Source organism: Novosphingobium sp. BL-S-34, from assembly GCF_056857015.1.
The window spans coordinates 1,560,156-1,587,005 of sequence record NZ_CM166472.1 but is presented as its reverse complement, the minus strand read 5'-3'; the positions used below and the strand labels follow the sequence as shown (position 1 = coordinate 1,587,005).

Below are 26,850 nucleotides of genomic sequence, written 5' to 3'. Positions count from 1 at the left end.
GGTTACAATAGGCGCGTCCACGGTGTAGGAAGCGCTCGGGCCGCTTGGCCCGCTTAAGGGATTTGTACCTAGAAAATGGCCAATGATTCCGGCCGGCGCCGCTCCACCAGCGGGCCTTCCTCTTCTGCCAAGAAAAAACCCCTCTGGCGCCGAATCGTTCGCGGCGTGTTGATATGGGGCTGCGCGCTTGTCGTCCTGGGCGTGATATTCCTGGGCACCGCCGTCGTCTTCACGATGAGCGAGCTGCCGGAATACAACGCGCTCAAGAGCAGCCAGAACGGGCAGATGATCGTGGTCCGCGCGCGTGACGGCACCGAACTCGTCTCGCTCGGGCCGAGCTATGGCAAGTGGCTGAGCTACGACCAGATTCCCGAAGTGATGAAAGGCGCCATGGTTTCCGTGGAAGACCGCCGCTTCCACGAACATATCGGCGTGGACGCGCTGGGCCTGCTGCGCGCCGTCTACGTTTCGACCACGACCGGCGGCCGGGCCAAGGCCACCTCGACGATCACCCAGCAGCTGGCGCGCAACGTCTTCCTGAACAACAGCCGCTCCTTCACGCGCAAGGCGCGCGAAGCGGTGCTGGCGCTGGCGCTGGAGCGCAAGTTCAACAAGGACCAGATCCTCGAACTCTACCTCAACAAGGTCTATTTCGGCGGCGGGGCCTATGGCATCGACGCGGCCAGCCGCAAGTTCTTCGGCCACCCGGCCACCGAGCTTTCCACCGGCGAGGCGGCGATCATCGCGGGCCTGGTGAAGGCGCCTTCCAACTATTCGCCGACCGCGGATGTGGAAGCGGCGAAGGATCGCGGCGAAGTGGTGCTGGGCCTCATGGTCAAGAACGGCGCCATCAGCCAGAGCGAGGCAGACCAGGCCGACATCGCCGATGTGAAGGTGGTGAAGGAAAAGGGCCAGAACGCGGTCCGCTACTTCACGGACTGGGCGCTGCCCCAGCTCGACATGCTGCTGCCCGACACCAACGAGCCGATCGAGGTCTGGACCACGCTCGACCCGAAGATGCAGCAGGCCGCGACGAGCGCGATCACCGCCAATGCCCCCAAGGGCGCTCAGGGCGCGCTGGTCAGCCTGGACCGCGACGGCGCTGTGCTGGCGATGGTCGGCGGCACGGACTACGTGAATTCGAACTATAACCGCGCCACCACCGCGCTGCGCCAGCCCGGCTCGGCGTGGAAGCTGTTCGTCTACCTTTCGGCGCTGGAAGCGGGCTACACCCCCGACGACCGCGTGGTGGACGAACCGGTGACGATCGACGGCTGGAGCCCGCAGAACGATGGCCGCAACTTCGCCGGCCAGATCGATATCCGCACCGCCTTCGCCTATTCGAAGAACACCGTGGCCGCGCAGCTCGGCAACGAAGTGGGCTTCGGCACCGTCGCCTCCATGGCGCGCCGCTTCGGCGTGACCACCCCGATCAACACCAAGCCGGCGATGGTCCTGGGTACGTCCGAGGTCCACGTCATCGACATGACCCGCGCCTTCGCGGCGATCTCGGCAGGCGGCACTTCGGTGGAGCCTTATGGCATCGTCAAGGTGACGGCAGCCTCGGGCGACGTGCTCTACGAGCACAAGTCCGCGCGCGGACAGGTCCTGGTGCCGCCCAATGTCGCGGCGGGCATTACCGACCTGCTGCAGACCACGGTCGCCACCGGTACCGGCCGCGCCGCGCAGATCGGCCGTCCCGTGGCCGGCAAGACCGGCACCACCAGCTCGAACAAGGACGGCTGGTTCCTCGGCTTCTCCAGCGGGATCACCACCGGCGTATGGATGGGCCGCGACGATGCCCGTCCGGTGCCCGGCCTTTCGGGCGGCCATGCCCCGGCGCGCGCCTTCTCGGACTACATGAAGGTGGCGGTGGCCAAGCGTCCGGTCGAGCAGTTCCAGACGGAAGTGAAGCTTCCCGAATGGCAGCTCGAACCTGACGACGAGGCCATGCAGGGCAATCCCAACGACTATTACTACGTCGATGAGAACGGCAACATCGTGCGCCCGGAAGACGGCGCAGGCGGCCAGGTTCCGGGCGCGCCGGGACCGGATGGCCAGCCGCGCTACGAGGATGGCTCGGTAGGACCCGGCGCCGGCCCCGGCCAGCCGCAGATGCCGGACTACGGCCCCGGCCAGACCCCGCCGGCAGCGAACGAGGACTTCCTCGACCGCGCCACCGGCCGTTCGCGCAGCGACGATCCGGGGCTTCGTGCCGGGCAGGGCCTGGGCAATGCTCCGGGGCAGCGGCAGACGGCGCCCGGCGCGCGGCCCGTACCCGCCGGCCCGCGGCCCACGGCGACCCGCACGCCGGGCGACTGACCCCTCTTCCCGTAAGAACGAAAGAGCCCGCCGCGCGTTTCGGCGGGCTTTTTTGTGGCTGCGATGTCTGCCCACCGGCTCAGGACATGTCGCTGGAAGGAAGATGGAGCGCGGGCCTCATAGAGCCTGCCATCCGCTGCAGCGTGCTCACCGGATCTGACGCTGCCCTTCCTTCCCCCGAACGAAGCGCCGGAAGGCTAACGCGTCCTGCCCAAGAAAAAGCCCGCCGGATCGCTCCGGCGGGCTTTTCTGTTTCCGGCGGGGCCGGGTCTCAGCGCAGGCGCACCGGGACGTAGGCGGCGGGCTGGCCGCGCGGCTGGACCCGCAGCAGGATCGCGCTGCGACCGTCGGCCTTGGCCGCCTTGATCGCGTTCTCCAGGTCCGCCTGGGTGGTCACCGGGGCATTGTTGGCCGAGAGGATGATGAAGCCGCGGGCAAAGCCCTTCTGGCCGGCATCCGAGCTGGGATCGACGCCGACGATCACCAGGCCGCGGGTGCCTTCCGCCGCGCCGATCTGGCGGGCGATCTGCGGCGTCAGCGGGGTGACCGAGAGACCCAGCGACTTCTGCACCGCGCTGTCGGCCTGCTTGGGCGAATTGCCCAGCGGATCGCTGTCCTGGTCGGTGCCCGGATCGAAGGTCTGCTGAAGCTCGTCGTCGGTCGGGCGCTTGGCGACGGTGGCGGTCACCGTCATGCGGCGGCCGTTGCGGATCAGCTCGACCGGGATGCGCGTGCCGGGCGCCGTGTTGGCGACCAGGAACGACAGCGTCTGGTCGCGGGTCACTTCCTTGCCGTTCACCTTCACCACGACGTCACCCGCCTGGATGCCGGCCTTGGCGCCGGCACCATCGGGAACGACGCTCTGGATGAACTCGCCCTTGTTGTGTTCCAGGCCCATCGAATCCGCGAGGTCTTCGTTGAGCTGCTGGATCGTCACGCCGAGATAGCCACGCTCGATCGCCTGGCCCTTCATCAGCTTCTCGACGATGGGCGAGGCGATCTCGGCCGGGATCGCGAAGCCGATGCCGACGCTGCCGCCGGTGGGCGAGAAGATCGCGTTGTTGATGCCGATCACCTGGCCCTTCATGTCGAACATGGGGCCGCCCGAGTTGCCGCGGTTGATCGAGGCATCGGTCTGCAGGTAGCGGTCGTAGGCGCCGCCGGCGCCGGTGTTGCGATAGACGGCCGAGACGATGCCCGCCGTGACCGTGCCGCCCAGGCCGAAGGGATTGCCGATGGCGATCACCCAGTCACCCACGCGCGCCTTGGAGCTGTCTCCGAACTTGACGTAGGGCAGGGCCTTGGGGGCGGTGATCTTGAGCACGGCCAGGTCCGATGCGGCGTCCTTGCCGATCAGCTTGGCGGGATATTCCGTACCGTCCGGCATGATGACGGTGATGGATTCCACCTCGCCCTTGCCCTCGGCCGTGATCACGTGGTTGTTCGTGACGATGAAGCCGTCCGCCGACACGATGAAGCCCGAGCCGAGCGACTGCGCTTCACGCGTCTGCGGGGTGGATCCGCCGCCGCCGCCGAACAGCCCCTCGAAAGGCGTGCCTGCGAAGGGGTTGGCGCCGCCGCCCGCCACCTGCACGCGCTGGCGCGTGGAGATGTTGACCACGGCAGGCTGAAGCTGCTCGGTCAGGTCGGCAAAGCTGTCCGGCGCGCCGGCGCGGGGCACCACGCGGGCCATCTGGCTGGCTTCGTTCTGGGCAACCTGGGCTCCGGCGGGGAAGCCTGTCACCAAAGTGGCGGTCGCGCCCCCCAGCAGGAGCGCTGTGGTCAGTCCATAAGCGTATCGCACGGGCTTCACGTCCTTTAATTCCTCCGTCTTGGCGGTGCAGCGTCACCATCCGCCGACTTGTTCCGATTGAACCTGTGAGAGCTTAACCGGGTTTGAATAGGCGGCCATTCAGCGCTTCGCGCCGGTCAGGGTTCCCTGAAGTGGTTCAGATAGGCGTTGTCGGGCGAAAGCAGGATGGTCTTCCCGTTGTCGCCCTTGGCGAATGTCACCGAATAGCTCTGCATGGAGCGGTAGAAGTCGTAGAACTGCGGATCCTTGCCGAAGCTGTCGGCATAGATCTTGGAAGCCTGCGCTTCGGCTTCGGCCTGGATGATCTGGGCATCCTTCTGGCCCTGCGCGGCGATCGTACGCGATTCCTCGGTACGGGCCGCCTGCATGCGGGTGAAGGCGCTTTCCAGCGCGCCCTCGGGAAGGTCCGCGCGCTTGATCCGCACATCGACGACCTGGGCGCCATATTCGCGGGCCTCGCGGTCGAGCCCGTCGCGGATGTTCTCCATGGCCTTGCCGCGCTCGGCCGTGAGCAGCGATTCGAACGTGCGCTTGCCCAGTTCCTGGCGCAGGACCGAGGAAAGGATCGGCTCCAGCTGCTGCGTGACGTTTTCGGTCGTGCCGGCGGTTTCGACCATCTTCACCGGATCGATGATGCGGTAGCGGGCATAAGCATCGACGTTCAGGCGGAGCTGGTCGGTGGAGAGCACCTGCTGCTGCTGCATGTCCACCGAGAGCAGGCGCTTGTCGATGCGGATCACGCGGTCGACGAGGGGGATGCGGAAATGCACGCCCGCCCCGGTCTGCCCGTAGTCGGCCTTGGGCTTGAACGGGTTGTAGACGGTGATCGGCCGGCCGGTGCGAACCACCACGGCCTGCTCGGTTTCGGGCACCACGATCATGCTCATCATGAGCGCGACCACGGCCACGCCGCCCAGCACGAGGGGAAGCTTGAAGTCCTGCCAGAAGCTGTTCATCACTGGCCTCCCTTGGTGGCGGGGGTCGCGGAACCGGCGGCAGGGCCGGCGGGCACGGTCACGACGGTTTCGTCGCTGGCGGGCGGGCGGCGCCGGACTTCGGGCAGGGGAAGGTAGGACGTCATGTTCTTGGAATCGCTGACGACCACGTCGTTGTCGCGCAGCACGCCCTCCATCGTTTCGTAATACATGCGGCGGCGCGTCACTTCGGGGGCGAGCTTGTACTGTTCGTAGACCTTGTCGAACGAAGCCGCGGCGCCTTGTGCGCGAGCCAGGGTCTGCTGCGCCCAGGCGCGGGCCTTGGAGCGGTCGCGGTCGGCTTCCTGCTGGGCGACGTTGACCTGGTCGAAGGCCTCGCGGGTCTTGGCCGGCGGATCGGCCTTCTTCACTTCCACACCCTGGATCGAGACGCCGGAGCGGTAATAGTCGAGGATGCGCTGGGTGCGTTCGCGCACGTCCTGCTCCACGGTGGCACGGCCGGCGCCCGAGAGCGCCTGGTTCAGCGTGACTTGCGCGATCGAGGCGCGCATCGCCGCTTCGGCCACTTCGCGCACCGTCTCTTCCGGGTCGGCGAGACGATAGCTGTAGTCCTTCAGGTTCTTGATGTTCCAGCGGACCAGATAGCTGAGGTCGACCAGGTTCTTGTCGCTGGTCAGCATCAGCTTCTCGCCGTCGCCGTCGGGGATCGAATAGACCTTGAAGCTGCGCACGTCACTGACGTCCACGGCCTCGATCGGCCAGGGCAGGCTCAGCGAGAGGCCGGAATCGATGGTCCGCGAATAGCCGCCCAGCCGGGTGACGATGCCCTGGTCCTTGGGGCCGAGCATGTGGACGCTGCTCATGGCCAGCAGCGCGACCACGGCCACGCCGATGCCGAGCGGCAGCCACGATTTGCCGTCGGCGCGGCGCGGAATGTTGGGAAAGCCGCCGCCGGGACCGAACCCGCCGCCGCCACCGCCGCTGGTGCGGCGCGGTTCACGCGGGCGGAAAATGTCGTCAAGACCGGCGGAGCGACGCGGCGGGGTATCGCCGCTGGGAAGCCAGGGATTGCGCGGGCCCTTCTTGTCGGCCGGACGGTCGGATGGGCGGGGCGGGATTTCGCCGCGCGGACCTTTCGCCGCTTCGCCGTCGCCAGAGGCGCCCTCATCGGAGCCGCCGTCGTGGCCTTCGCCGGAACTGCCGGCCGGACCGTCGCCGGATCCGCCTTCGGACCCCTCCCGCGGGCCGTCGCCCGAGTTCCCGCCGTCACCGCCCCAGGGGCTTTGGCGCCCGCTCATGGCAAGACCTTCGGGCGAGATTGCATCACCAATAGCTTTCATGCCCTTATCTATAGGTGCGCTATTCGCACAAAAACAGTGCCTCTCTTGCCCTTTTTCGCCCAGTGCTCCACCTGAACCGCAAATTCCCCCAAGCTTTGGAAAAGGATGAGATGACAAGTCCGGACGCCGATCGACTGAAAGCGCTCCTGCCGGCCGAGGTCGCCCAACGCGTCCAGTCGCTGCGGCTGGCCGAGGGCACGGCCAGCGTCGTGATCGATGCCACCGGCCTTTCGGTGCAGGACCGTGCCGGGCTGGAAGCCCGTGTCGCAGAGGCGCTGCAGGGCGCTCCCGGCGTTGCCGACGTGCGCGTGGCGGTGATGGCGGACAAACCCTCGCGGCGCATCCTGGCAGTGGGATCGGGCAAGGGCGGGGTCGGCAAGTCCACCCTGGCCGCCAACCTCGCGGTGGCGCTGTCCCGCATGGGCCGCAAGGTCGGCCTGGTGGACGCGGATATCTACGGTCCTTCGCAGGCCCGGTTGCTCGGCACCGAGGGACAGCGGCCCGTGGCCCATGAAAGCCGGCTGGTGCCGGTGGCCAGCGCGTTCGGCGTGCCGGTGCTGTCGATGGCCAATCTGCTGGAGCCCGGCCAGGCGATCGCCTGGCGCGGGCCGATGGTGGCCGGGGCGCTGACTCAATTGCTGGAAGGCCACTGGGACAATGCCGAGATCGTCGTCGTCGACCTGCCGCCCGGCACCGGCGACGTCCAGCTGACGATGCTGCAGAAGTTCAAGCCCGCCGGCGCGGTGATCGTCTCTACGCCGCAGGACTTGGCCCTGATGGACGCGACCCGCGCGATCGAGCTGTTCGAAAAGAGCGGCGTGCCCATCGTCGGGGTGGTGGAGAACATGGCGGGCTATGCCTGCCCCCATTGCGGCGAAGTGAGCGATCCCTTCGGTGCGGGCGGGGCCGAGGCGGCCGCGCGGGACATGGGCCAGGCTTTCCTGGGCCGCATCCCGCTCGACATCGTCATCCGCCGCGACAGCGATGCAGGCACGCCCCCGGCGGCCGGAAACGGACCGCAGGCGGAGGCGTTCGCCGCGCTTGCCGCGCGCGTTTCGGATTGGCTGGACAGCCACTGATGGCCGGGCCGCGCCTCTCTGTTTCCGGGGGGCATGCTTCCGAGCGCTCAGTGTCCGGCGCGCGGATCTCGCGCCGGGGGATCCTGGTCGGCGCGCTCGCGGGCGGCGGGCTGGCGGTGGGCTACCTGCTGCGCCCCCGCCGCTTTCCGCTGCCGCTCGAACCCGGCCGCGACGAATATGCCTTTGGCGCCTGGATCAAGATCGCGGCGGACGGCGTGGTCAGCGTGGCGGTGCCGCAAGTGGAGATGGGGCAGGGTGTCACGACGCTGCTGCCGCAGATCGTCGCGTACGAACTCGGCGCGGACTGGCGGCAGGTGGCGGTCGAACCCGCGCCGGTCAGCGCGCTTTATGCCAATGCCGTGCTGGCCGCGAAGTGGGCGCCCTTGTGGATGCCCGCCATGCCAGCGCTGGCCGAAGCGCCGGACAGCTTCGCCGCGCGCCGCTGGGCCGAGGATCACCGCTTCAACGCCACGGCAGACGGTACCGCAGTTGCCGCCTATGAAGGCCCCGCCCGCGCGGCTGCCGCTTCGGCCCGCGCCTTGCTGGTCCAGGCCGCTGCCGCGCGCTGGAACGTCGCGCCCGAGGCGTGCGAAGTGTCCGGCGGCCTCGTCCTGCACGAGGGCAAGCGCCTGAATTTCGGACCATTGGCTGCGGAAGCGGCGACTTTCTCGCCGCCCGACCCGCCCCCGCTGCGGGCCGAGGCCATGGCCGAGAAGCCCGGCGAATTCCTGCCCGGCGCTCCCTTGCGCTACCCGCGGCTCGACCTTCCCTCGAAAGTGGACGGATCGTGGACTTTCGCCGGCGACGTCCGCCTGCCGGACATGGTCCGCGCCGCGATCCGTCAGGCGCCGATCGGCAAGGCGAGCCTCTCGGGCCTGGACGATGGCGCGGGCAAGGACCTGCGCGGCTTCCTCCGTTTCGTCAAAGGGCCGGACTGGGTGGCGGCGCTGGCCGAGGACTGGTGGACGGCCGAGACGGCGCTGACCCGCGCCAGCCCCCGTTTTCGCGTTGCCCGGGGCAGCGACAGCGGCGATGTCGACAGTGCGTTGGACGAGGCGATGGCGATGGGCTCGCCCAGCCGCCTCCATATGGCGGGCGATGCGGAGGCCATCGCGGGCGCGCTGCCGGTCCAGATCCGCTACGAGGTCGCTCCCGCCGTCCATGCCACGATCGAGACGGCTAGCGCGACCGCGCGCTACGAGAATGGGCGCCTCGAACTCTGGATCGGCACTCAGGCGCCTGAGGCCGCCCGCGTGGCTGCGGCCAGTGCGCTGGGTCTGCAGGCGGTCGATGTCGTGCTCTATCCGATGCCGATCGGCGGCAGCTTCGACCGGCGCCTGGAATGCGCCCATGCCGCGCAAGTCGCGGTTCTGGCCCGCGAGGCCGGGCGGCCGGTTCAGCTTACTTTCTCGCGGCGGCAGGAGCATTTCACCACTTTGCCGCGGGTGCCGGCCGTTGCGGTCATGGCTGCCCGCCCCGATGCGGAAGGGCGGCCGACCGGCTGGCGCGCAAGGATCGCCGCGCCGGCCACGGCGCGCGCGTTCGGTCGGCGCTTCTTCTCGGGAGAGTCCGCGTTCGATGCGCTGGACGCCGTGGCCGAGGCTGCCGATCCGATGGCGGTGGAAGGGGCGGTTCCGGCCTATGCGGTACCGAACCTGGCCGTCGACCACATTCCGGCCGCGATCGGCCTGCCGACCGGCCGGATGCGCGGCAATGCCCATGGCTACACCGCGTTCTTCAACGAGAGCTTCGTGGACGAACTGGCGCACCGGGCCGGGCGCGAGCCGCTGTCGTTCCGCATGGCGATGCTGGGGCATGACCCGCGCCTGGCCGAATGCCTCCAGCGCGCGGCGGGCCTGGCGCAGTGGGGCGGCGGCGGCGACAACAGCGGGCAGGGCATCGCCTGCCACGTCATCGGCGATGGCCGGATCGCCGTGGTCGCCAGCGCCCGGCGCGACGAGAACGGCGTGCGCGTGGACCGGCTGAGCGCCGTGGCGGACATCGGCCGCATCGTGAACTACGATGTGGCCCGCCAACAGGTCGAGGGCGGGCTTGTCTTCGGCCTGGGCCTCGCGCTGGGATGCAGCCCGAACTATGCGGGCGGCCGGCCCGATGGGGAGCGCCTGTCCGACCTTGCCTTGCCGACCCTTGCCGATTGCCCGGCGATCGAGGTCGACTTCATCGAGAGCACGGAAGACCCCGCCGATCCGGGCGAACTGGGGGTTGCTGTGGTTGCCCCTGCGGTGGCCAATGCTCTCTTTTCGGCGACGGGACTCCGCTTCCGCCGCCTTCCGCTCTTTGCCGAGGATATGTAATGGCCACCAGAGACCGGCAATCGGCCGAACCGCGCCGCGCCGAACAGGCCGATGGCGGGATCGGCGTGCTCCTCGTGAACCTCGGCACGCCGGATGCGCCCACTGCCCCGGCGGTGCGGCGCTACCTGGCCGAATTCCTGTCCGATCCGCGCGTCGTGGAGATCCCGGCCATCGCCTGGAAGCCGATCCTCCACGGCATCGTCCTGCGCACCCGTCCGGCCAAGTCCGCCCATGCCTATCAGCAGGTCTGGACTCCCGACGGCTCCCCGCTGGCCGCGATCACCCGGGCCCAGGCCGGGCGGTTGCAGGAGCGGCTGGGCGCGCGCGCGCGCGTGGACTGGGCCATGCGCTACGGCAATCCGTCCTTGCCCTCGCGGCTTGAGGCGATGACGCAGGCCGGCTGCGAGCGCATCCTGATCGCGCCGCTCTATCCGCAATATTCCGGTGCGACCACGGCTTCGGTCATGGACAAGCTGGGCGAGGCGCTGGGCACGATGCGGGCGCAGCCCGCGATCCGCACCCTGCCGCCCTATTTCGACGACCCCGCCTATATCGATGCCCTGGAGGCCGACCTGCTGGGCCAGGTGGAGGCGTTGGACTTCCGGCCCGAAGTGCTGTTGCTCTCTTTCCATGGCATGCCGCAGCGCACGGCCGACCTGGGCGATCCCTACTATCCCCATTGCCTCGAAACCGCCCGCCTGCTGACCGAGCGCCTGGCCCGGCGCCGTCCGGACTTGCGGATCGAGACGAGCTTCCAGTCCCGCTTCGGCCGGGCACGTTGGTTGGAACCCTCGACCGAAGACGTGCTGGCGGCCGAGGCGAAGGCCGGAACACGGCGCCTTGCGATAGCAGCGCCCGGCTTTTCGGCAGACTGCGTGGAAACGCTGGAGGAACTGGCGATTCGCGGGCGCGAAGTCTTCGAGGAAGCGGGTGGGGAGACGATGGCCGTGCTCGGCTGCCTGAACGACGGGGCCGCGGGCATGGACATGCTCGAAGCCCTCGTCAGGCGCGAGCTATCCGGCTGGTAACAAGGATTTAACCTTAGTTCGCGTTGACTCCCCCGGGCTTCGTCCTACCCGTTGTCGGCAGGTTTCGGAGCGGGGGCGAACGAAGATGCGGGATAGGGACTTCGCCGATTTCACCTATGGCGGGCAGCAGGACGCATCCGGCGGCCGGGCGGTCTCGCTGGCGATCTTCGCGGACCGACCGCATCTGCGCGCGACCATGCGTGAGGATGCCGTGGGCGCCGGGCTCGATGTTGCCGTGGCCGCCCCTCTCGATGCGCTTCTCGGCAATGCAGGAAAGCCGCAGGCCGACGTGGTCCTGCTCGATTGTCCCCTGGTCGATGCCGCTACGATGGCGGCGCTCGCCCGGCTGGACATGCAGGCGGCCGGCGGGGGTACGCGGCTGATCGTCTCGACTTCGGTGGACGCGCTCGACGACGTCTTTGCCTGCATGGACATGTCGGCACCGCTGCTGCTGGTCGATCCCAACCGCGCCGAGCGGGTGATCGCGCTGGGGCAGGTCCTGGCCGGTTTTCCCGCCGCGCGCCTGAGGGAACTGTCCGAAGACGACCGGCTGATGCTGCTGCGCCTTACCGAACAAGTGGGCCAGATCGCCGGTCATATCGACCGCCTGGCCCCGCGCGAGGCCGAATCGCCTTTCGCGAGATCGTCCGGTTCCGCGGGCGCCGTCACCGCGCCGCGCGGCGCGGCGCCGTCGGGCCAATCACCGCGCGACATGGCGGCAGGACGCGCGATCCCCCTTGCCAGTACGGCGGCGCTGCCCGAGGCCCGGTTGATCCGCCGCGTGATCCGCCAGCGCCAGCTGCGTTCGCGCTTCATCGAAGGCGAGTTCTTCGCGGACCCCGCCTGGGACATGCTGCTCGATCTCGCGGCGGCGCGGGTGGAGGGCAAGCAAGTCTCCGTCACCTCGCTCTGCATCGCCTCGGGCGTTCCGCCCACTACGGCGCTGCGCTGGATCGGGGCGCTCGTCCAGGCCAACCTGTTCCAGCGCGTCTGCGACGAAAACGATCGTCGCCGCGCCTTCATCGAACTCACGGGCGATGCCGCGGACCGCCTGGCCGCCTACTTCGGCGAGATCGCCTCGATGGGCGCGCTCCCGGTCTGAAGCCGCGGCTTTCGTTGTTTCCAAGGATGTCGGGAAGTGGTGCCGGCTACAGGATTCGAACCCGTGGCCCCCTGATTACAAATCAGGTGCTCTACCAACTGAGCTAAGCCGGCCCGGCGCATCGGCATGAGCGATGCGCGCGACAAGTCCGGCGCCCTTACCGCGAGGGAGGGGCGCCGGTCCAGTTGCTTTTATGAAATATCCGCTCAGAAAATCGCGTGGGGCGCATCTTCCTGCATCATCGCCTGCCGCACGAGGGGGATCGGCGGGCCGCCGTGGCTCAGGAACTGGTCGTGGAATGGCTTCCAGGCCGCGCGGCCACCGCGCGAGGCGGTCCAGTCGTCGCGCAGCTTGCGGATCATCAGCTTGCCCAGCGTATAGTTGAGATAGGCCGGATCGTAAGTGCCGCGCGCGGCCTGCTGCTCGGCTGTGCCTTCGTCCTGATAGCACTCGTCCATGAACATGCGTTTGGACTGTTCCTGCGTCATGCCGCGCGCGTGGAGACCGATGGCCGAGAGGAAGCGGCAGTTGCGCAGCAGCGCGTTCGACAGCTGGCCGACGTGAACGCCGGCATCGCCCTTGCCCAGGCCCGCGTCCCACATCATTTCCTCGGCATAGTGCGCCCAGCCTTCGGCATAGGCGTAGCCCACCCAGAGGCGGCCCACCCAGGAGGGCGAGCGGTTCGAGTGCAGGAATTGCAGGAAGTGGCCGGGCATGACTTCGTGCACCGAAGTGAACAGCAGGTCATTCTTGCCGGGGATGTAGTCCTGTTGCATCTGCTGCGACCAGGAAGGGTCCGGCGGCGAGATGTAGTAGACCGAGGAAATGCCCTTCTCCAGCGGCCCGGCGGGATCGATATAGGCCGAGTTCTGGCGGTTGTAGGGCGGGCTTTCCTCCACCAGCGCCTGTTCGGTGCCGGGGATCGTGGCGATATCGTGCTGGCGCACGAAGGCGGTCAGTTCCGGGATCTGCAGGCGCGCGGCAGCGACGGGGCCGCCTTCCGGCTTGTCGGCGCGCATCTTGTCGAAGCAGGCCTGGATGTCCTTACCGGGGGCATATTCGGCGCAGGCGGCCTTGAGCAGGTCCTGGTTGCGCTTGAGATCGGCGCGGCCCACGGCTTCCAACTCGCTGAGCGGGGCATCGACGGCCTCGGTGGCGGCGAGCATGCGCGAGAAGCGCTCAGCCCCCATCGCGAAGTCCTGGGTGGGCGTGGCCTTGCCGAGCCAGTCGGAAAGGTCCTGCATGGCCTTGGCCGCGCTTTCCGAGCTGGCCTTGAACTCGGCCTGGAGCGCGGCGTCCTTCACATCGGCGAAAGCGGTGCGGGCGTCGCCGCGGTAATATTCCGCAAAGCCCGAGAAGCCCGCAGTGCCGAGCTTGATGAAGCTGGCGGGCATCGCCGTCTTCAGGTTGCCGCGGATCTGCGCGGCCGCGGTGGGCACGGCCTTGAAGAAGGCGATCATGGCCTTCATGCGCGTCGGCTTGTCGGCATAGGCGCGGCTGACGTAGACGTTCGGGTCGAGGCCGTTCTCGATGTAGAAGCCGGGATTGTTGTGCGGCTTGTCGGCGTCTTCCAGCCAGAAAAGTTGGCCCTTGGCGACTTGCACCAGGTAGTCGCGCTCGAAGCGGTCTTCGGCGGAAAGGCTGGCGAAGGCGCCGGCATCGGCGATCACCTTCTTCAGGAATGCCCCGCGCGCCTTGAGCCCGGCGGGGCTCCAGTCGGGCAGCTTGCCGTCGAACTGGTGCGCGCCCTGATAGACCGCGAAGGAGGGATCCTGCGCCATCCAGCTCTCTATCGTCCGGTTCACGAAGCTCTTCCACGGCGTGGCCGGCTTGCCGAGCGCGACCGATACCGGGGTGGCGGCGGGCGTGGCTGGGGGAGCGGATTTGGGCGCGGGGGCCGCATTCGAGACGTGTGCTCCCAGACCGAGAGCAAGGCAGGCGATCCCCGCCAGCAGTGCATGTTTCATAGCTGAACTGTCCCTGTCAGTCATGTTGGAGGCCGGTCGTTCGCGGCCCCGATGGGGACAGGTTCTGGGCTATGGCGCGCCGAAGGTCCAGCCCTCCGTCCTGGCCAGTTCCGGTGTGAGATCAAGGGGTTTCCACAGGTCTTCGCGCGGGGCCGCCGTGCGCAGCCAGGCCGCGGTGAGGAGGGCATCCGCGCTGTGATCGTCGATCGGGCCGGTTCCCCCTGTCGGCGGCGAACCCAGTGCGGCAAGCGCGGTATCGAGCGCGGCATGGTCGGTCATTTTCGCCCGCCCGGCAGAGCGGCCCGCCGCGACGGCGGCAAGCGTGGTGTAGATCTCGGTCACGACCGAGCCGGATACGGGGAGGGGATCGATCGGCCAGACCGGAACCGTGCCGCGCAGGCGGTGCAGCAGGCGCATGCCGGTGAGGCTGGACTTGCCGACTTGCGCGGCGCCCACGAGGTTGAAGTTGGAATAGGGTCTGCACCCGGCGCGGGCCTGCGCCTGTTCGGTCACGCGCAGGCGTCCGCGGCGGTGGCCTGCGCCGGGAAGGTGGAAACGCAGGCCTTCGCGGCCGCCGTGACGCCGGAAGTAGGCACTGATTTCGGGATGGTCGACGAAGCTGGCCGCGGCGAGATGGGCGTCTTCGGCGCAGACCCTATCGATCAGTGCCCAGAGCGCGCGGGCGTCCTGGGGACTGGCCGGCCAATCGGGGAAGAAAGCCCCGGCATCGGCGAAAGGCAGCGAGATGCCGAGGTCCAGCCCCACCAGCGTGTCCTGCGGCAAGTCGTCCCGCAGCAGGTGCAGCACCGCCTCACGCGACCAGTGGCGATGATCCGCAGGATGCAACAGCCGCGGCGCGCCCTCCAGCCCGCAGAGGGCGACGGCGATGCCCTTCTGGCGCGGGCCGAGGGCGCCGGACCAGTCGATGGCCATGAAGTGCCGGAAACGGGCCGGGGAGCCGGACAAGTGACGGGGCAAGGCCTAGGCCCGTTCGTCCATCAGGTCTGCCCCTGCCGCTCGGCCCGCTTGCGGTCCCACCATTCGAGGCGCTTGCGAATCTCGCGTTCGAAGCCGCGCTCGACCGGCTCGTAGAAGCGTTGCGGCTCCATGTCCTCGGGCCAGTAGTCGTCGCCGGAGAAGCCGTCCGGCGCATTGTGGTCGTAGGCGTAGTCCTTGCCGTAGCCGATGTCCTTCATCAGCTTGGTCGGCGCATTGAGGATATTGGCCGGCGGCATCAGCGAACCGGTCTCGCGCGCCGAGCGGGCCGCGGCCTTCCAGGCCACATAGGCGGCATTCGATTTCGGCGCGGTGGCGACGTAGAGGCAGGCCTGCGCGATCGCCAGTTCGCCTTCGGGCGAGCCGAGGAACTCATACGCCTGCTTGGCCGCCAGGCACTGCGCGAGGGCCTGCGGGTCCGCCAGGCCGATGTCCTCGCTGGCCATGCGGACGAGGCGGCGCAGCAGGAACAGCGGCTCCTCGCCGGCGGTCATCATGCGTGCCAGATAATAGAGCGCGGCCTGAGGGTCCGATCCGCGCACTGCCTTGTGAAGCGCCGAAATCAGGTTGTAGTGCCCGTCGCGGTCCTTGTCGTAGACGGCCACGCGCCGCTGCAGGAACTGGCCGAGCCCGGCCGGGTCGAGCGGCTCCGGGATCTGCGCGGCGTAGAGTGTCTCGGCCTGGTTGAGCAGGAAGCGCCCGTCGCCGTCGGCAGAGGCAACCAGGGCCGCGCGGGCGTCGTCATCGAGGGGCAGCGGGCCTTCCAGCGCCTCGGCCTTGCCGAGCAGCGTGTTCAGCGCCTCTGCGCCGAGGCGGTGCAGGATCAGCACCTGGGCGCGGCTGAGCAGGGCGGCGTTGAGCGCGAAGCTGGGATTCTCCGTCGTCGCGCCGACCAGGGTGACGGTGCCGCGCTCCACGAAGGGCAGGAAGCCGTCCTGCTGGGCGCGGTTGAACCGGTGGATCTCGTCCACGAACAACAAGGTCCGCTGGCCCGCGCGGGCAGCCAGGTCGGCCTCGGCGAAAGCCTTCTTGAGGTCGGCCACGCCCGAAAACACCGCCGAGACGGCCGTGAAGCGCATGCCCACCGCATCGGCCAGCAGCCGCGCGGTGCTGGTCTTGCCCGTGCCGGGGGGCCCCCAGAGGATCATCGAGGAAAGCCGCCCCGCCGCCACCATGCGGCCGATCGGGCCTTCCGGCCCGGTGAGGTGCTCCTGTCCGACCACGTCCTCCAGCGTGCGCGGGCGGAGACGATCGGCAAGCGGGGCATCTTCCCGCGGGGTGTCGGGCGTGGGGGACGGGGGAAGGTCGTCGGCAAAAAGGTCGGCCATGGGACCTATCTAGCCATTGTCCCGCAGAATTGCATCGTCTGGCCGAGGCGCGTATCCTTGCCGGCTTGAAGCAGGCAGGGAGGCACAGCGATGATCGGAACCTTGCGCGTCAGGGCCCCGCGCCACCTGTGGATCGTCGGCGTGCTGGCGCTGGTGTGGAACGCCTTCGGTTGCACCGATTTTTCCATGACGGTGACGCGCAATCCGGCATGGATGGCGCCGCTTTCCCCCGAGATGATCGACTGGCTGGACGCTGCGCCGAGCTGGACCGTGGCGACCTGGGCGCTGGGGGTCTGGGGCGGGCTGGCGGGATCGCTGTTGCTGCTCCTGCGTTCGCGCTGGGCGGTGGCGGCGTTCACGATTTCGCTGCTGGGGCTGGCGGTGAACCAGATCTATCCCTTCGTCTCCCGGACGCCCGCCATGCTGACCAGCCCCGCCAGCATCGGCATTACCCTGGCGATCTGGGCGATCGCGGTGTTCCTGCTCTGGTACGCGATCCGGCTGCGCCGGATCGGCGTGCTGCGCTGATAGGGCGAGCGGGAAGAGGCTGAGCGGGAAGAGGCTGAGCGGGAAGAGGCTGAGCGGAAAGAGGCTGAGCGGAAAGAGGCTGGCCGGGGACGCGCTCAGCGGCGCAGGCGCTGGCGCACGAGGCGCAAGTAGGTATCGGCCACGTCCTGGTTGATGCGGTCCCAGCTGAAATCGAGCGCCCGGTTTTCGCCTGCCAGGCCGTTGCTGGCGCGCAGGGCCGGGTCTTCGATATAGGCCTTCAGCGCTTCGGCAAACTGGTGGATGGCGCCCGGCGGGATCAGCCTGCCCGAGACATGGTCGTCGACCAGGCTCTGGCTGCCGGTGGCCGCGGCCGCCACCACCGGGAGGCGGCAGGCCATGGCCTCCAGCGTGACATTGCCGAACGTCTCGGTGACGGAGGGGTTGAACAGCACGTCCATGCTCGCGACCGCGCGGGCGAGACCCTCGCCTTGCTGGAAGCCGACGAAGGCCGCCTGCGGCAGGCGGGCCTGGAACCATTCGCGCGCCGGACCCTCGCCCACGACGAGGACCCGGTGAGCGACATTGCGGCGGCGCAGGTCGTCCAGCGTGTCGGAAAAGACGTCGAGGCCCTTTTCCATGACCAGGCGGCCCAGGAAGCCGACGACCACTTCATGGTCCGCGATGCCCTGTGCGCGGCGCCAGGCCAGGTCCCGGCGTTCGGGATGGAAGATGTCGCGGTCGACGCCGCGCGACCAGATCGAGACGTCGTAGTTCATGCGCTGTTCGCGCAGGAGCTGGGCCATCGATTCCGAAGGAGCGACCAGGGCGTCGCAGCGGCGATAGAAGCGGCGCAGCATCGCCTCCACCACCGGTTCGCCCCAGGCCATGTTGTAATAGCGCAAGTAGGTTTCGAACCGGGTGTGGACCGAGGCGAGTACCGGCAGGTTGCGCGCACGCGCCCAGGACACGGCCTGATGGCCCACGGGGTCGGGCGAGGATACGTGGACGACATTCGGCGCGAAGGCCTTCAGGTCGCGCCGCGCCTTGAACGAGATGGCCAGCGGAACGCGGTATTCGGGGCGGTTGGGGATCGGCAGCGAATGAATGCCGATCAGGTCTCCGGTCGGCTCGAACGCGGGCTTCTTCACCACTGGCGCATAGACGCGCACCTGGGCGCCCTGGCGCAGCAGATAGCCGACGAGGCGGTTCAACGCCTGGTTGGCGCCGTCTCGGACATAGTTGTAGTTGCCCGAAAACAGGGCAATGCGCAGGTCGGCGGTTTCCATGGTGGGCAGCCCCATAGCGTTCCCCGCCGAGATTGGCGAGTGGGCTTCACAGATGCCGCGCCGTTCCTGAGGAAAACCGCTGCTTCGGCGCGCCGGATAAGCGCAGATGGCCGATAAACGGTCTTCTGCGCCGAAGGCAGGACGCCGCCGGACTGCGGTTCGGCAGTCCGGCGGCATCCCTTGGTGGATGGCCCGTCTTCGGGGTCAGCCCTTAGCGACGCCAGTCACGGCGGTGATCGTCGCGCCGGTGGTCGTCACGGCGGTAATCGTCATGGCGGCGATCGCCGCGCCAGCCGTCACGGCCGCGGTCCCACCGGTTGCGGTCGTCGCGCCAGCCACGGCGGTCGTCGCGCCACGCGTGGCGGCCATCGCGCCAGCGGTCGCGGCCGCCCCAGCGCTCGCGGTAGTAGGGCGCATAGTACCGGTCGTAGTAGCGATCGCGGTAGTAGCGGTTCGGCGCGCCCTGGTAATAGTAGTAGTAACCGGGCCGGTCGCGCACGGTGACGTAGCGGCGGGAGCCGTAATAGCCGCGATCGTAGTAGCGGCCGTCGTCGCGGTCTGCGAGCGCGGCGCCGAGCGCCAGGCCGATCACGCCTGCACCGATGGCGATGGCGGCATCGTTGCCGCCCCGGTCGTAGTAGTCCCGCGCCATGGCAGGCGCGGATGCCGTGAGGGCCGATGCGGCCAGAGCCGTCGCCAGCCCCAGGGACTTCCAGTTCAGTTTCATCTTATCGCACTCCTATCCGGGCCAACCAAGTTACGGCGGAATCGGCGGGCATGTCGGACCCCGAGATTTCGCCCTGGCCAGTGAACTTCGCGTGAACTTGACGTCACATGCGACGAGCCGCGCGGCGCCGTCGCCATGATGCTGCCGCCGAAACAAGGACGCCCGGCCGTAGGGGTGGCCGGGCGTCTCGGTTTCCCGATTTCCCGGGGCCAGGCGGAGAGGGGTTTATCCGCGAGGCCCCGATCGTCGGGGGCTTTCGGCGATCAGTAGCCGCGGCGGTAGTCGCCGCGATCGTGGTCGTAGCCGCGGCGATAGTCGCCGCGCTGGTAACGGTCGTAGTCGTCGCGGCTGTGGCGGCCGCCATTGCCGTCCCAGTACCAGCCGTCGCGGTACTGCCAGTTGCTGCTATAGGCCGGACCGTAAGAGTAGCCGCTGTTGTAGTAGCGATCGTCGTTGCGATAGCGGTCGTTGTTGCTGCTGGAAGCGATGATCGCGCCCAGGGCCACGCCGATCACGCCGGCGCCGATGGCGACTGCGGCGGTATTGTCATTGTGGCGATAGTGGTCGCGGGCCATGGCCGGGGTTGCCGTGGCGAAGGCGGTGGCAGCGAGGGCAGTGGCAAGCGTGGCGTTGCGGAAGAATGTCATTGTACGAAACTCCTTGCTGGGCAGGGGCTCCGGTGGGGCCGGGGTCTCGTCCCTTGTTGAGTTTCTTCTACGCCTGCCTAGCTGAACCGCATCGAAGCGACATCGGCAGATTCCGTTCAGGTTTGTACGACTTTGTATGAATCGATCGGAACGCCTCCGCGCCATTTGCTCGGCCCATCGGAAAGCGCTCCTCACTTCATCGCAGAAAAGGAAACAAAAACGGCAGCTTGGACTTCGGGGAGGGCCAAGTACGAAATTTGACAGGGAAATTACCAAATGAACACTGCCCGCCTCCTCTCGTCGGCGATCGGCCTCGCGGTCGCCGTCGCGGCCTTCCCGGCCATGGCGCAGGACAGCGATGCTCCCATCGCCACCGACACCCCCGCTCGCGACAGCCACTTCGACGGCCCCTATGTTCAGGCCTTCGGCGGCCTTTCCACCCGCGGCAACGATGGCGGCGACAGCCTGCGCTTCGATACGGACGGAGACGGCCGCTACGACAACACCGTGAACACCGCAGCCGGCGCCAATGCCTTCAGCCCCGGCTTCTGCAACGGCCGCGCCCTGGGCGCCACGCCGGACGGTGGCTGCCGCAGCGACAAGGACGGCGCCGAATACGGCGTGCGCTTCGGCTACGACAAGCGCATGGGCAACAACTTCGTGCTCGGCGGCCTCGTCGAAGGCGTGAAGAGCGACGCCAAGGACGCGACCTCGGGCTACAGCACCACGCCTGCCAGCTACACGATCCAGCGCAAGCTGGACTACGGCCTTTCGGCCCGCGTCCGCGCCGGCTATACCCCGGGCGGCGGCGCGCTGTTCTATGTGACCGGCGGCGGCGGCGTGGCCAAGCTGGACCACAGCTTCCTCACCACCAACACCGCCAATTCCTTCGACCCCCAGCGCAACAACAAGCTGGTCTGGGGCTGGCAGGCCGGCGGCGGCGGCGAGATCATGGTGGCCCGCAACGTCAGCCTCGGCCTCGAGTATCTCTACAACCGCTACAACGACAACAAGTACAACGTGGAAGTCGGCCCCGGCACCGCACCGGCGACCAACCCGTTCCTGATCGATTCGGGTTCGACCAACATCAAGGGTTCGAACAAGGACTTCTCGTATCACTCGCTGCGCGCGACGGTGGGCTTCCAGTTCTGACCGCGCATCCTTGAGATTGCCCGAGATTGGGAGAGGGCCGGCACAAGGCCCCACATAAAGAAAGGGCGGCAACCGCGAGGTTGCCGCCCTTTCCATGTTCGTCTCAAGAGAGCCTGAACTGCGGCGCCGAAGCGCCGAGGGATCAGGAATCCTTCTTGCGGCTCTGCTTCTTGCGCTCGTTCGGGTCGAGGAAGGCCTTGCGCAGACGGATCGACTGCGGGGTCACTTCGACCATTTCGTCGTCGTCGATGTAGGCGATCGCCTGCTCCAGCGTCATCACGCGGGGCGGGGTGAGGCGGATGGCGTCGTCCTTGCCGGTCGAACGGAAGTTCGTCAGCTGCTTCGACTTCATCGGGTTCACTTCGAGATCGTCGGGCTTGGCGTTTTCGCCGATGATCATGCCCTCGTAGATCTTTTCCTGCGGCTTCACGAACAGGATGCCGCGATCTTCGAGGCTGTTCAGCGCGTAGCCGACGGCTTCACCGGTGCCGTTCGAGATCAGCACGCCGTTCTGGCGGCCTTCGATCGGACCCTTGTGGCTGTCGTACTTCTCGAACAGTCGGTTCATGATGCCGGTGCCGCGGGTGTCCGACAGGAACTCGCCGTGGTAGCCGATCAGGCCGCGCGACGGGGCCGAGAAGGTGATGCGGGTCTTGCCGGCGCCCGAAGGACGCATGTCGGTAAGCTCGGCCTTGCGGCGCTGCATCTTCTCCACGACGGTGCCCGAGAACTCGTCGTCCACGTCGATCACGACGGTTTCGTACGGTTCGGTGCGGCCACCGTTCTCATCCTTGCCGAACAGCACGCGCGGGCGGCTGATGCCCAGCTCGAAGCCTTCGCGGCGCATCGTTTCGATCACGACGCCCAGCTGAAGTTCGCCGCGACCGGCCACTTCGAAGCTGTCGCGGTCGGCCGATTCGGTGACGCGGATGGCCACGTTGGTTTCCGCTTCGCGCATCAGGCGGTCGCGGATCATGCGGCTGGTGACCTTGTCGCCTTCACGGCCCGCGAGCGGCGAGTCGTTGACGGCAAAGCGCATCGCCAGGGTCGGCGGATCGATCGGCTGGGCCTGGATCGCCTCGGTGACCGAAGGATCGGCGATGGTGTTCGACACGGTGGCCTTTTCGAGGCCGGCCAGCGCGATGATGTCACCGGCGCGGGCTTCTTCCACGGGCACGCGGTCGAGGCCGCGGAACGACAGCACCTTGGTGGCGCGGCCGACTTCGATGACCTTGCCGTCCATGTCGATGGCGCGGATCGGGTCGTTGACCTTCAGCTTGCCGGACTGGACGCGGCCGGTGAGGACGCGGCCCATGAAGTTGTCACGGTCGAGCAGGGTGGCGAGGAACGAGAACGGCGCGTCCTGGTCGAGGTCGGGCGCGGGAACGTGCTCGACGATCTTTTCGAACAGCGGCGTCAGGTCGCCTTCGCGGGCGTCCGGATCGTAGCCGGCGTAGCCGTTACGGCCCGAAGCGTAGAGGGTCGGGAAGTCGAGCTGCTCGTCATTGGCGTCGAGGCTGACGAAGAGGTCGAACACTTCGTCCAGCACTTCGGCGTGACGGCCGTCGGGACGGTCGATCTTGTTGACGACCACGATCGGCTTCAGGCCGAGGCCCAGCGCCTTGCCGGTGACGAACTTGGTCTGCGGCATCGCGCCTTCAGAGCTGTCCACCAGCAGGACGACGCCGTCGACCATCGAGAGGATGCGTTCGACTTCGGCGCCGAAGTCGGCGTGGCCGGGGGTGTCGACGATGTTGATGCGGTAGCCGTTCCACTCGATCGAAGTCGGCTTCGCGAGAATCGTGATCCCGCGCTCCTTTTCGAGGTCGTTCGAGTCCATGGCGCGCTCTTCGATGCGCTGGTTGTCGCGGAAGGTGCCGGACTGGCGGAAGAGCTGGTCGACAAGAGTGGTCTTGCCGTGGTCGACGTGCGCGATAATCGCGATATTGCGCAAGGGAAGCGGGGCGGACATGCAGTGCCTATCGGTTCGAGGAGTTGGCCAGCGGCGCATGCTGCACCGCAAAATTGGCGCGCCATTAGCCGATCTATGCAAATCCGGCAAGCGCGGAGCGGCCCTGCGCAATTGTTGCGCCTGTGTCACAATCGAACGGGAAGCGGAGGATCAGCCGCATGAGTGATTGTTTTGCCCGCTTTATCCTTTTAGGGTCGGCTTCGTAATCAGGGTGAGACGGTGACCGAAAAGAGCACCGCCGCCGGGAGAGGAATGCCGAAGGCTCCCCCAGCAAGGGCGGCTTCGCCAGACCGACGATAAAGAATCCAGCTGCGCCTCTACGGGCGCGGCGGCGCGTTACCGGCACACAGCCGGAGCGTGACAAGGCGAACCCGCGCGGCAGGGAGGAGACGCAAGGGAACGCAAACTCAGCCAGGGGCGCCGGGTCTTGCCCGAGCGCCCCTTTTCCTTTGGCGTTCCTTGACCTCAGCGGCTGTTCGCAGGGCCTGCCATGCGCGGCTTGCCGTCCCGAAGCGGGCGTCTATAGTGCAAGTCCTTGAACACGCTGTCGAACCTGAGGGGGAAAACATGTTCGAATACATGATCATGCCATTCAAGCGTTATGCCGACTTTTCGGGCCGTTCGCTTCGCATCGAATACTGGGGCTTCGCCTTGCTCAACTTCATCGTCTTCGCGGTGATTTTCGGCATCTCGATGGGGCTCGGCCTGTCCTTGGGCGCTTTCCAGCAGATCGAGCAGGGCGGCGATCCCTCGTTGCTGTTCGGCACCGGATTTTTCGTCCTGATCGGCCTGGCCGGTCTCTACAGCCTTGCGGTCTTCATTCCGAGCATCGCCGTTGCCGTGCGCCGATTCCACGACCGTGACATGAGCGGCTGGTGGTATCTCGGCTTCATCGTGCTGGGGCTGATTCCCTTTGTGGGCTGGATCGCGACCATCGCTTCTTTCGTAATCACCTGCCTGCCCGGCACGCCCGGTCCCAACCGTTTCGGCATGGATCCCCGCGATCCCACCGGCGCCGAAGTCTTCGCCTGAGGCGGCGCCGGTCGTCCGGCGCTAAAGCTCCCTCAGGGCCCGTGCCGGTTTCGCTCGCAACAGCGGCAGCGAACCGGCCAGGGCGAAAGTCAGGATCACGACCAGGCCGGCGCCCAGCACCATCAGGATGCGCGGCCAGTCCGGCAGCCAGTCGAACTCGAAGAGCTTGACGATCACCGCCCAGGCCATGGCGCTGCCCGCAGCCAGTGCCACAAGCGCCAGCACGGCGGCGATCAGGCCGTATTCGGCAAGCTGGAGCAGCAGGAGCTGGCCCCGGCTCGCGCCCAGCACGCGCAGGATCACGTTGTCGTAGGTCCGGCTGGCGCGCGCCGCGGCGATGGCGCCGAACAGCACGGCCAGCCCGGCCAGCACCGCCACCGAAGCGGCCGCGAGGATGGCCAGGGTCATTTGGTCCAGCAGTCCGCGCGCATCGCGCAGCAGGGTGCCGGTTTCGATCACCGAGCTGGACGGGAAGGCACGGGCCAGTCGTGGCAGCAGCCCGCGCGTGGAATGGCCCGGCGGCACTTCGATCGTCGCGGCCAGGTTGTGCGGCGCCCCGGCCAGAGTGTTGGGCGAGAAGACCAGCACGAAATTGAACCCCAGGGTGTCCCAGTCGATCCGGCGCAGTGCAGCCACCCGCGCGGTCCGCTCGACACCGAGCACGCCCACCGTCACATAGTCACCCACCTTCAGTCCCACGGTCTGGGCGAATTTCTCGTCGAGCGATACGAGCGGCTCACCGCGGTGGATCTCGGGCCACCACCGGCCGGACGTGACGGTGCTGCCTTCAGGCACGCCGACCGAATAGGTCAGGCCCCGCTCGCCCTTCAGCGCCCAGGCGTCCTCGGGGATTTCCTTCAGGTCGGACACGCGCGTCATGTGGTCCCGCGGTCCATAGGCGAGGATCCGGCCGCGCAAGTTTGGAACCATCTTCACAACTGCGCCGGGAACCTGCTGCGCGACGATGTCCTGGAATGCTCCGGCTTTGTCCTTGGGCACGTCGAGCACGAAGAAGTCCGGCGCGCGGGCGGGCACGGTCTTGCGGATATTGGCGTCGAGGCTGGTCTGGACGGCGGCGATCAGCACGAAAGCGGAGAGGCCGAAGCCGAGGGCGGTCACCAGGGCGCCGGTCTGGGCGCCGGGGCGATAGAGGTTGGCGAGGCCGGCGCGCAGCATCGGGTCGCGCGGCCTTGGCAGGTGCGCGGCGGCCCGGCGAATGCCCAGGCCGATCAGTGCGAGCAAGCCGAGCATGAGCGCGGCGCCGCCGAGGAAGCCCAGCGTCACCAGCGGCTGCGCGGCATTGAGCAGGGCGAGGGCGACGATGGCGGCGAGTCCCAGTCCGACGGGTAGCAACCAGGTCCGGCGCGGGGCCATGAGCGGCGAGACTTGCGCGCGCATCAGCGCCATGGCGGGGAAGCTGCGCGCACGGGCCAGCGGCGGCGCGGCGAAGACGAGCGCGACCAGCAGGCCGTAGCCCGTTGCCGTCAGCAGGGCCGCAGGAGAGACGGTGAAGCCCGTGTCGACAGGCAGGAGCGAGCCGAGCGAGCGCGCCAGCAGCGGGGTGACCACCACGCCTGCCAGCAGTCCGGCCAGGCTGCCGACCAGCGCCGCCGCGCCGACTTGCAGGAGATAGATGCGGGCAATGTCGCGGCTCGTCGCGCCCAGCACCTTAAGGGTGGCGATCGAGGCGCGCCGCGCTTCGAGATAGGATGACACGCCGCCGCCGATGCCGATCCCGGCGATGACGAGCGCGGCCAGACCGACAAGCGCGAGGAACTGGCCCATGCGGCTGACGAAACGCTGGGTGGAGGGCGAAGCGGCCTTTCGGGTGCGGGTGTCGAAGGCATCGTCGCCGAAACGCTTCTTCAGTGCATCGACCACGGCGTCCGGGTCGCGCATCGCATCCGCGAACCGGACGCGCGTGGCGCTGCGGTACATGGCGCCGGGGTCGGTCAGCCCGGCGCGCGAGGGCAGGTCGAGCGCGGAGATCGCGGTGTCGCCCAGCGCGAAGCCTTCCGAAAGCTTCTCCGGGTCGCTGGCGATCACGCCGCCCACCCGCTGCTCCACGCCGCCGATCGAGACGCTGTCGCCCCGGCTTACGCCCAGGCGCGCGGCGGTTCCTTCCGAAAGCCAGACCGATCCGGCAGGCGGTGCGCCGACCTTGCGGCCGTCCTGAAGTTCGAGCCGCCCATAGAGCGGCCATTTTGCGTCGACGGCCTTGAGCGCGACCGGGGCTGTGAGATCGCCCTTGCGGGCTATGGCCTGAAGGCGAAAGCCCGGCGAGACCTGGCCGTAGCGGGAAAGCGCGTTCAGTTCCTTGTCCGAAAGGCTGCGCTGCCAGGTCTTCAACTCGATATCGCCGCCCAGCACTTCGCGGCCGCGCGTCGTCAGTTCGCGCTCGATCGAGCCGGTGAGAGTGCCGATCGCCGCGATCGCGCCGACCCCCAGGAACAGGCAGACGAGCAGCAGCCGCAGGCCTTTGAACCGCGCCGAAAGGTCGCGGCGGGCGAGGGTCCAGGCGGTGCGCCAGGGCAGCGTCGGCGCGGAGGCGGGGTCAGGCAAAACCAGCGCTCGCGCCTTGCGCCCGGAACCGGTCGCTGGCGATCCGGCCGTCCGCCAGCGTCACCACGCGTTCGCAATGGTCGGCAAGGCTTTCGTCATGAGTGATGATGAGCAGGGTGGCGCCCGCTTCCGCGCGGCGGGCGAAGAGCAGGTCGACGATGGTGGCGCCGGTGGCAGCGTCGAGATTGCCGGTCGGCTCATCCGCGAAGACGAGCGAAGGGCGCGGCGCCAGCGCGCGGGCAATGGCCACGCGCTGCTGCTCGCCGCCGGAAAGCTGGGCCGGATAGTGTGACAGGCGGTGCCCCAGCCCGACCGCGGCAAGTTCCGCCTCGGCGCGTTCGCGGGCATTGTCCATCCCGGCGAGTTCCAGCGGCGTCGCCACGTTTTCAAGCGCCGTCATCGTCGGCAGGAGATGGAAGGCCTGGAGCACAACGCCGATCCGGCCGCGCCGGGCGCGGGCGAGGGCGTCCTCGTCCATGGCCGAAAAGTCTTGCCCCGCCACGCTCAGCGCACCGCTGCTGGCACGCTCCAGCCCGGAAAGCACCGACATCAGCGAAGACTTGCCCGAACCGGACGGGCCAAGCAGCGCCAGGGTCTGTCCTTGCGGCACGGAAAGGTCGATGCCCTTCAGGATTTCGACGGCGCTGTCGCCGCTGCCGAGGGTCAGGCGCAGGTCTTGCGCAAGAATTGAGGGGGCGGGGGGCTGGGAAGGATTGCTCACCGGTCCCATATGGGTGGGCAAAGCCCCGTAGTTCAAG

The 26,850-nt window shown here is 68.0% G+C and carries 20 protein-coding genes and 1 tRNA gene; 8 read left to right on the top strand and 13 right to left on the bottom strand.

The features are described 5' to 3' along the window. Positions 1–75 precede the first annotated feature (75 nt). Positions 76–2,322 (top strand): transglycosylase domain-containing protein, encoded by a 2,247-nt coding sequence (locus AC1VV3_RS07485; protein ID WP_134094588.1) that lies wholly within the window; start codon positions 76–78, stop codon positions 2,320–2,322. A gap of 271 nt (positions 2,323–2,593) precedes the next feature. Here AC1VV3_RS07485 and AC1VV3_RS07480 read toward each other — a convergent pair whose 3' ends face one another. The 3 genes from AC1VV3_RS07480 to hflK all read right to left on the bottom strand — a co-directional run bounded on the left by AC1VV3_RS07480 (position 2,594) and on the right by hflK (position 6,368). After that, the gene (locus AC1VV3_RS07480) at positions 2,594–4,126 is read right to left on the bottom strand and encodes a Do family serine endopeptidase (protein ID WP_207912900.1); all 1,533 of its coding nucleotides are present in this window, start codon (positions 4,124–4,126) and stop codon (positions 2,594–2,596) included. A gap of 125 nt (positions 4,127–4,251) precedes the next feature. Next, positions 4,252–5,091 (bottom strand): protease modulator HflC, encoded by an 840-nt coding sequence (gene hflC / locus AC1VV3_RS07475; RefSeq protein WP_431567310.1) that lies wholly within the window; start codon positions 5,089–5,091, stop codon positions 4,252–4,254. Further along, a complete protein-coding gene (hflK, locus tag AC1VV3_RS07470) occupies positions 5,091–6,368 on the bottom strand; it encodes a protease modulator HflK (protein ID WP_431567309.1) in 1,278 nt (425 codons plus the stop codon). Before hflK ends, hflC begins: the two co-directional genes overlap by 1 nt. A gap of 152 nt (positions 6,369–6,520) precedes the next feature. Here hflK and AC1VV3_RS07465 point away from each other — a divergent pair, with 152 nt between their 5' ends. The 4 genes from AC1VV3_RS07465 to AC1VV3_RS07450 all read left to right on the top strand — a co-directional run bounded on the left by AC1VV3_RS07465 (position 6,521) and on the right by AC1VV3_RS07450 (position 11,934). Then, entirely contained in the window at positions 6,521–7,489 is a 969-nt protein-coding gene (locus AC1VV3_RS07465) for an Mrp/NBP35 family ATP-binding protein (RefSeq protein ID WP_132264952.1), read from the top strand. Then, positions 7,489–9,804: a molybdopterin cofactor-binding domain-containing protein gene (locus tag AC1VV3_RS07460; protein ID WP_431567308.1), complete on the top strand. Its 2,316-nt coding sequence runs from the start codon at positions 7,489–7,491 to the stop codon at positions 9,802–9,804. Before AC1VV3_RS07465 ends, AC1VV3_RS07460 begins: the two co-directional genes overlap by 1 nt. Next, on the top strand, positions 9,804–10,832 hold the full coding sequence (gene hemH / locus AC1VV3_RS07455; RefSeq protein WP_431567307.1) for a ferrochelatase: 1,029 nt from the start codon (positions 9,804–9,806) through the stop codon (positions 10,830–10,832). Before AC1VV3_RS07460 ends, hemH begins: the two co-directional genes overlap by 1 nt. 85 nt (positions 10,833–10,917) lie before the next feature. Then, positions 10,918–11,934, top strand: coding sequence for a MarR family transcriptional regulator (locus tag AC1VV3_RS07450; protein WP_431567306.1), 1,017 nt, complete (start codon positions 10,918–10,920; stop codon positions 11,932–11,934). Between the two features lie 37 nt (positions 11,935–11,971). On the opposite strand, the gene AC1VV3_RS07445 is transcribed toward AC1VV3_RS07450, so the two are convergent. The 4 genes from AC1VV3_RS07445 to AC1VV3_RS07430 all read right to left on the bottom strand — a co-directional run bounded on the left by AC1VV3_RS07445 (position 11,972) and on the right by AC1VV3_RS07430 (position 16,225). Beyond that, positions 11,972–12,047 (bottom strand) — tRNA-Thr (locus AC1VV3_RS07445). Positions 12,048–12,140: 93 nt separating this feature from the next. After that, positions 12,141–13,901 carry a DUF885 domain-containing protein gene (locus AC1VV3_RS07440; RefSeq protein WP_431567305.1) on the bottom strand — a complete coding sequence of 587 codons (1,761 nt, stop codon included), beginning with the start codon at positions 13,899–13,901 and terminating at the stop codon, positions 12,141–12,143. Between the two features lie 69 nt (positions 13,902–13,970). After that, positions 13,971–14,834, bottom strand: a complete 864-nt coding sequence (locus tag AC1VV3_RS07435) for a hypothetical protein (RefSeq protein ID WP_431567357.1) — start codon at positions 14,832–14,834, stop codon at positions 13,971–13,973. 65 nt (positions 14,835–14,899) lie between these two features. Continuing rightward, the gene (locus AC1VV3_RS07430) at positions 14,900–16,225 is read right to left on the bottom strand and encodes a replication-associated recombination protein A (protein ID WP_132264962.1); all 1,326 of its coding nucleotides are present in this window, start codon (positions 16,223–16,225) and stop codon (positions 14,900–14,902) included. Between the two features lie 90 nt (positions 16,226–16,315). On the opposite strand from AC1VV3_RS07430, the gene AC1VV3_RS07425 reads away from it, so the two are divergent. Beyond that, complete coding sequence (locus AC1VV3_RS07425; protein WP_431567304.1) at positions 16,316–16,753, top strand: hypothetical protein; 438 nt, start codon at positions 16,316–16,318, stop codon at positions 16,751–16,753. Between the two features lie 95 nt (positions 16,754–16,848). Here the strand turns inward: AC1VV3_RS07425 and AC1VV3_RS07420 are convergent, their stop codons facing one another. The 3 genes from AC1VV3_RS07420 to AC1VV3_RS07410 form a co-directional block, all read right to left on the bottom strand. Continuing rightward, a complete protein-coding gene (locus tag AC1VV3_RS07420; protein WP_132264966.1) occupies positions 16,849–18,000 on the bottom strand; it encodes a glycosyltransferase family 4 protein in 1,152 nt (383 codons plus the stop codon). Positions 18,001–18,211: 211 nt separating this feature from the next. After that, positions 18,212–18,727 carry a hypothetical protein gene (locus AC1VV3_RS07415; protein ID WP_134095210.1) on the bottom strand — a complete coding sequence of 172 codons (516 nt, stop codon included), beginning with the start codon at positions 18,725–18,727 and terminating at the stop codon, positions 18,212–18,214. A gap of 263 nt (positions 18,728–18,990) precedes the next feature. Further along, on the bottom strand, positions 18,991–19,374 hold the full coding sequence (locus tag AC1VV3_RS07410; RefSeq protein ID WP_132264970.1) for a hypothetical protein: 384 nt from the start codon (positions 19,372–19,374) through the stop codon (positions 18,991–18,993). 276 nt (positions 19,375–19,650) lie between these two features. Here AC1VV3_RS07410 and AC1VV3_RS07405 point away from each other — a divergent pair, with 276 nt between their 5' ends. Further along, the gene (locus AC1VV3_RS07405) at positions 19,651–20,526 is read left to right on the top strand and encodes an outer membrane protein (RefSeq protein ID WP_132264972.1); all 876 of its coding nucleotides are present in this window, start codon (positions 19,651–19,653) and stop codon (positions 20,524–20,526) included. A 142-nt stretch (positions 20,527–20,668) separates the two neighbouring features. Here AC1VV3_RS07405 and typA read toward each other — a convergent pair whose 3' ends face one another. Next, positions 20,669–22,498 carry a translational GTPase TypA gene (typA, locus tag AC1VV3_RS07400; protein ID WP_132264974.1) on the bottom strand — a complete coding sequence of 610 codons (1,830 nt, stop codon included), beginning with the start codon at positions 22,496–22,498 and terminating at the stop codon, positions 20,669–20,671. 567 nt (positions 22,499–23,065) lie between these two features. On the opposite strand from typA, the gene AC1VV3_RS07395 reads away from it, so the two are divergent. Beyond that, a complete protein-coding gene (locus tag AC1VV3_RS07395; RefSeq protein WP_132264976.1) occupies positions 23,066–23,530 on the top strand; it encodes a DUF805 domain-containing protein in 465 nt (154 codons plus the stop codon). 21 nt (positions 23,531–23,551) lie between these two features. Here the strand turns inward: AC1VV3_RS07395 and AC1VV3_RS07390 are convergent, their stop codons facing one another. Together AC1VV3_RS07390 and AC1VV3_RS07385 are read right to left on the bottom strand one after the other, a co-directional pair. Beyond that, positions 23,552–26,092 (bottom strand): ABC transporter permease, encoded by a 2,541-nt coding sequence (locus AC1VV3_RS07390; protein WP_431567303.1) that lies wholly within the window; start codon positions 26,090–26,092, stop codon positions 23,552–23,554. Then, entirely contained in the window at positions 26,085–26,822 is a 738-nt protein-coding gene (locus tag AC1VV3_RS07385; protein ID WP_431567302.1) for an ABC transporter ATP-binding protein, read from the bottom strand. The genes AC1VV3_RS07390 and AC1VV3_RS07385 overlap by 8 nt, the downstream gene beginning before the upstream one ends. Between the last annotated feature and the right edge of the window lie 28 nt (positions 26,823–26,850).

Coding starts and splice junctions, on each gene's coding strand:
- AC1VV3_RS07460 (WP_431567308.1), top strand. CDS start 7,489: ATGGCCGGGCCGCGCCTCTCTGTTTCCGGGGGGCATGCTTCCGAGCGC.
- AC1VV3_RS07435 (WP_431567357.1), bottom strand. CDS start 14,834: ATGGCCATCGACTGGTCCGGCGCCCTCGGCCCGCGCCAGAAGGGCATC.
- AC1VV3_RS07405 (WP_132264972.1), top strand. CDS start 19,651: ATGAACACTGCCCGCCTCCTCTCGTCGGCGATCGGCCTCGCGGTCGCC.
- AC1VV3_RS07420 (WP_132264966.1), bottom strand. CDS start 18,000: ATGGAAACCGCCGACCTGCGCATTGCCCTGTTTTCGGGCAACTACAAC.
- AC1VV3_RS07465 (WP_132264952.1), top strand. CDS start 6,521: ATGACAAGTCCGGACGCCGATCGACTGAAAGCGCTCCTGCCGGCCGAG.
- hflC (WP_431567310.1), bottom strand. CDS start 5,091: ATGAACAGCTTCTGGCAGGACTTCAAGCTTCCCCTCGTGCTGGGCGGC.
- AC1VV3_RS07410 (WP_132264970.1), bottom strand. CDS start 19,374: ATGACATTCTTCCGCAACGCCACGCTTGCCACTGCCCTCGCTGCCACC.
- AC1VV3_RS07395 (WP_132264976.1), top strand. CDS start 23,066: ATGTTCGAATACATGATCATGCCATTCAAGCGTTATGCCGACTTTTCG.
- AC1VV3_RS07425 (WP_431567304.1), top strand. CDS start 16,316: ATGATCGGAACCTTGCGCGTCAGGGCCCCGCGCCACCTGTGGATCGTC.
- AC1VV3_RS07415 (WP_134095210.1), bottom strand. CDS start 18,727: ATGAAACTGAACTGGAAGTCCCTGGGGCTGGCGACGGCTCTGGCCGCA.
- AC1VV3_RS07430 (WP_132264962.1), bottom strand. CDS start 16,225: ATGGCCGACCTTTTTGCCGACGACCTTCCCCCGTCCCCCACGCCCGAC.
- typA (WP_132264974.1), bottom strand. CDS start 22,498: ATGTCCGCCCCGCTTCCCTTGCGCAATATCGCGATTATCGCGCACGTC.
- hemH (WP_431567307.1), top strand. CDS start 9,804: ATGGCCACCAGAGACCGGCAATCGGCCGAACCGCGCCGCGCCGAACAG.
- AC1VV3_RS07440 (WP_431567305.1), bottom strand. CDS start 13,901: ATGAAACATGCACTGCTGGCGGGGATCGCCTGCCTTGCTCTCGGTCTG.
- AC1VV3_RS07385 (WP_431567302.1), bottom strand. CDS start 26,822: ATGGGACCGGTGAGCAATCCTTCCCAGCCCCCCGCCCCCTCAATTCTT.
- hflK (WP_431567309.1), bottom strand. CDS start 6,368: ATGAGCGGGCGCCAAAGCCCCTGGGGCGGTGACGGCGGGAACTCGGGC.
- AC1VV3_RS07485 (WP_134094588.1), top strand. CDS start 76: ATGGCCAATGATTCCGGCCGGCGCCGCTCCACCAGCGGGCCTTCCTCT.
- AC1VV3_RS07450 (WP_431567306.1), top strand. CDS start 10,918: ATGCGGGATAGGGACTTCGCCGATTTCACCTATGGCGGGCAGCAGGAC.